This window comes from Shewanella sp. SG41-4 (genome assembly GCF_014164505.1).
GTDB lineage: Bacteria > Pseudomonadota > Gammaproteobacteria > Enterobacterales > Shewanellaceae > Shewanella.
Map to the genome: position 1 here is coordinate 1 of NZ_JACJFI010000299.1, position 4,189 is coordinate 4,189.

The following is a 4,189-nucleotide window of genomic DNA, read 5'->3' on the forward strand; positions in this document are numbered from 1 at the left end:
TGGTGATATTAACAATCATCAACTTAGGGGCAAAAACAAAATTGATGATTTAGTTTTGTCTTCGTTTAAATCACAGATCCTTTCGAGCTATCTGATTTATGCTCAATAAAATAAGATAAAGAATGGTTTATTTGAATTATTGTGCAAAAGGAACTCTAACAGGCCAAAGAAACAACATATTTAATTGGCAGTGGGGCATAGCGAGTCCGCACATACCCCATATTCCCTTTTAAAAACACTACTTATACCAACCCTTCTGCCTGTTCAAGTAACAGTCTAATCGCGTCTTCTGCTGCATCTGGCGGTTATTTCCATCTACGCAGTAATCTGCGTACAAAATTACGCATTCTGGCTCAAACACTATCTCGCTTTTGCCGATCAGCCGTTGCTGACTTACGCAATTGCTGAGTTAACTTAATAGCAAGGCTGCGCAAATTATCATCACCAAAATGGTCAATATCGATTTCAAAGCTTCGCCAGCTACAAAATGATGTTCATGCGGCTGAACGAATTACAAGAGTTTATGCTGATGTGCCGTAAATGGTATGAACTTGCATTAGTTCAAATCAACTTATTGCAACACATCTTTGGCCACTATTTCAGAAGCTTTCTAGCTTATTTCTGGACATCTCCGAGTTAGGTTTTTAACTCTAACTCGCCAGTTTCGGATTAAAATTTGTATGGATCCCCAACAACATGCTCACCGTTAATTTTCACTTAAAACTGATACGCTATGCCAGTGTCTAACCCGCTGACTAGTAGTCATAAATTTTACAACACTATGTTATGCCACCATTCAACAACAAAACCATGTTCCGCTTAAGTTGAGCAAAAACATCCTCGGCGGTAACTTTCCACAACAAAGACAACTCATTAACAGCAAGTCTGGCTTGTGAGGGTAACAGTGGGGAATTATCCACTTTTGCAAATGGACCATCAGTTTCGAGCAACACACGATCTGGCGGTAACCACGACGCAATTTTCATTCCCCGATTTGAATTCAACATTGACGGGCCGACAGAGAAAAAACAGCCGTGTTCGGTTGCTTCCTGTACTTGCTTTTTGGTTCCTAAAAACCAATGAAGTATTGGCGTTCCTGCTAGGGGGTGTTTTTTCAAACAATCGATGACTTGTTCTGTAGCGTTTAGGCTGTGAATAGATAGAATTTTGTCATTGAACTGAGAGCACTTTTCAAGAATATGGTTGAATACGTGGAGTTGATCCTCGAAGTACGGTATGTAACCCTTTGAACCATCTAGACCAATCTCTCCTATGTATCTAGTTTCACCTATTAGCTCATCGAAGATGGCTAGCTCATGCTTTCTCAAGTGGGCTAGCTGTGGGTGCAACCCTAAAGCAGTCTTACAACGGGCAATACCTTCTGTAAGTTTAACTGTGCCTCTCCAAGCGGATGGCACAGTTGTAACTGACAGCACATAGTAATTGCATTCCCTCAAGTCATTAAGTACCTCGCGGTGATCTGGGTACAAATCGACATGGCAATGCAGATCCATCATGCTAGGTTGACCGATTTCAAAAATGCTTCAACTTCTGCCAAACCTCTTTTCACCATAGACTCCAGTTTTTCACGTGTCTCTTTATTCAGTGGCAAGGGTCCAGACTGGCGTAACCAAGCCATGTAGTCAGGGCTCTTCTTTAATCTAATTATTGCAGTTTGCACTGCATGAACGTCGTCTCTTTTCTCTGATTCGTTCAATATGCTTTTAAGTCGTGGAACCGCATAGTCAGCATCTTTTGTAAAGCCTGCATGAAATACGGAAGCTCGTCTGATTAAACATGGAAGACAATAGCCACATTGTATATGTTCTCGATGCCAGTGGCTGCAAGATACACTTAATAGTATCGCTTTTTTAACTGCGTCTTGATCAACGCACTCAGCTAGCATTTCGCCTTTGGTTTTAAACTGATAAGGGTTTATAAAGTGAATATTAAATCCAACATCGTTGAGCAATATCTCTAGCTGAGATAGAAAGTTTGGGTGAGTTGTCCGGGTGCTATGGCTTCCAATGCGCCTGCGAGTTAACGGCGGATTAATCGATATATATCCATTTTCAGGTACAATAATCTGAGAGATAGTATCATCGTTATTTACTTTTCTAAGTGCCGTAATCCCCAATACAGCCATCACTAAGAAATTAAAGCTCCTTCCCCTCATGCTGGTATCGTTCGCATGGTTCGCCTGACTGGATAATTGAGGGGCTATTGAATATGAAAACTCCCCAAATGGCTTTTTGAGCAGTTTTTTTATATCTTGCTGTTTCGCTCCATCAGCTCGATATGCGTGGCTTACAAGCATTGGGCGAATATCAGAGTTACCATTGAGAATATCAATCGCTCCAATTGCGCTGTCTAAACCTCCAGAAAAAAGACAGACCGTATTAAATCCTTTCAATGATTCCGTCGTAAGCTTGGACTGCTTGCTATTTATTGGCTTAGGTAGCTCTAATTCAGACTTGAGAAAAGATAATTTCCATTGATCGCCAGTTAAAAAACCTAACAGTGATTCAAGTCTTTTAGCTACTGCTTCCCACTTATCTGGAGCAAATACAGGTATGTGGAGATTCAAGATTCGTGACCAAGAATTTGGCGCATTCTCTCTTGGCTCAAATGTCTCTGCCGAAGTCACTGCTGTTGCGATAGTTACTAAATCAAGTGCATCGGGATTAATCGCAACCCCAAGCTTTCTAATCTTGGTGAGCAACTCTTTCGATGCGTGACTGCATTTATACTTATTTAGCGGATGGCTATCAAAAATTTGTACCGGGTGGCATTCGCCAGAGTAGTCAGGAAGTTTGTCTGGGTCGTGATGGAAGTAAAAATCAGTCATTGAATTTCTCCCAATGCTCTACAGTTTTTGATATTGCCTCAATTTGAATTTTCTTAATGTTGTTCTTGGCGATATTACTGGGATTGCCGTTTGTCGCTTTATCCATTTCTTGTTGTGTTATCACTTTAATCAGTTCCCTTAATTCGCTTTCCATTTTGTGATGCTTAGTTGCTATCTCTGCTTTGAACCATGCTTCTCCCATTCCTGTGACTACGTCTTGAAAAATTAAGTCGGTTAAATAACAGGAGATTGCATCTTGGATTACCTCGTCAGTAAAACTTGCAGGATCGAAGTCTTGAGTATCAGGAAGTGCTTCTTCCAAAGCATAATTGAGAGCAATGCGAACCGAGTCAGAATCTGAGTTATCTGGCGCTAAATGAGAGGCTATGCGATCAATCGCTTGATCAGTAGTTAGACCCAGAAGATCGTTAAAAGATAAGGATTGCCCCCCAACGGTAACATTGTCCCCGCGCATCATTCCTACGAGTCCAGAACCTGCGGTTATGCCACTTGCAAGTCTGCGACTTGTCCCTTTCCCTCCACCGGAGGATTTTTTAGAGTAATGTTTTAGAGAACGCCTAAGGTCTGAGCTTGTGCCACCTGTGCCGGCATACTTGCCAAATGCTTGTCTTGCACTTCTGTATCTGTTTGTTGCCGGTGGTGCATAATTCGGTGGACCAATTTCTTGTTGTACCTTATCGTTATCAACTTCTTGGCTATTATCTTCGCCATCGCCAAGGCCAACGTCTCCATCAGTGTCAGTAGCTGGCTCAATTGTTAATCCGTCACCACTTTCAGCCCAAGGTGGCACGAGAGGATTTTTATCTTTGGGTCCTTTTGATGATGCAGATGTTCCCATTACTTAGCTCCTTCTAGTTCTTCTATGATTGGTTTCATCCAACGCTCTGGCGGTAGGTGCTTTATAAAATCCAAGAAAGTGGCTTTGCACCTAACATCTTTTTCCGCGAGCAATCTCGCGCCATAAATCCCGTCTGGGCGTTTGCTCCAATCTCCAATTTGTCTCAGCTTTTCGAGCACTGCATCCATTGCTGGCATGTAGTCATCTGGTGGAGTTTCTTCTATCGCTTTAGTACTTGCTTGACTGATTCTTTGGGTCTGTTTCAATAGTGCCAATACGAGTTTTTGAGCTGCTCCCGACATAACTGTTCCAAAAGATCCCATAGGAACATTTTCCTTGCTCAGGTAGAGAGCTGGGTGTAATGGTCTAATGAAACTGTAGAGATTTATAGCTTAAAATAAGCAAAATCTTAAAGGTATTTATCATGATTAGAAAAACGAAAATTACTGTCAGCCCTCTTCAAAAATTAGAATATGCCAAGC

Annotated in this window: 4 protein-coding genes; all 4 read right to left on the minus strand. The window is 41.7% G+C overall.

Translation table 11 applies throughout. The features are described 5' to 3' along the window. Positions 1-779 precede the first annotated feature (779 nt). From qatD to H5202_RS18490, 4 genes are read right to left on the minus strand one after another with little or no spacing between them, the layout of a single operon-like run. Positions 780-1,517, minus strand: coding sequence for a Qat anti-phage system TatD family nuclease QatD (gene qatD, locus H5202_RS18475; protein WP_182773360.1), 738 nt, complete (start codon positions 1,515-1,517; stop codon positions 780-782). Next, positions 1,514-2,848: a Qat anti-phage system QueC-like protein QatC gene (qatC, locus tag H5202_RS18480; RefSeq protein WP_182773361.1), complete on the minus strand. Its 1,335-nt coding sequence runs from the start codon at positions 2,846-2,848 to the stop codon at positions 1,514-1,516. The genes qatD and qatC overlap by 4 nt, the downstream gene beginning before the upstream one ends. Further along, on the minus strand, positions 2,841-3,707 hold the full coding sequence (locus tag H5202_RS18485) for a hypothetical protein (protein ID WP_182773362.1): 867 nt from the start codon (positions 3,705-3,707) through the stop codon (positions 2,841-2,843). The genes qatC and H5202_RS18485 overlap by 8 nt, the downstream gene beginning before the upstream one ends. After that, complete coding sequence (locus H5202_RS18490; protein WP_182773363.1) at positions 3,707-4,030, minus strand: hypothetical protein; 324 nt, start codon at positions 4,028-4,030, stop codon at positions 3,707-3,709. Before H5202_RS18490 ends, H5202_RS18485 begins: the two co-directional genes overlap by 1 nt. Positions 4,031-4,189 lie beyond the last annotated feature (159 nt).

What these genes read in the sequence shown, in the direction of transcription:
- qatD (WP_182773360.1), bottom strand. Translation starts at nt 1,517, where the DNA reads ATGATGGATCTGCATTGCCATGTCGATTTGTACCCAGATCACCGCGAG.
- qatC (WP_182773361.1), bottom strand. Translation starts at nt 2,848, where the DNA reads ATGACTGATTTTTACTTCCATCACGACCCAGACAAACTTCCTGACTAC.
- H5202_RS18485 (WP_182773362.1), bottom strand. Translation starts at nt 3,707, where the DNA reads ATGGGAACATCTGCATCATCAAAAGGACCCAAAGATAAAAATCCTCTC.
- H5202_RS18490 (WP_182773363.1), bottom strand. Translation starts at nt 4,030, where the DNA reads ATGGGATCTTTTGGAACAGTTATGTCGGGAGCAGCTCAAAAACTCGTA.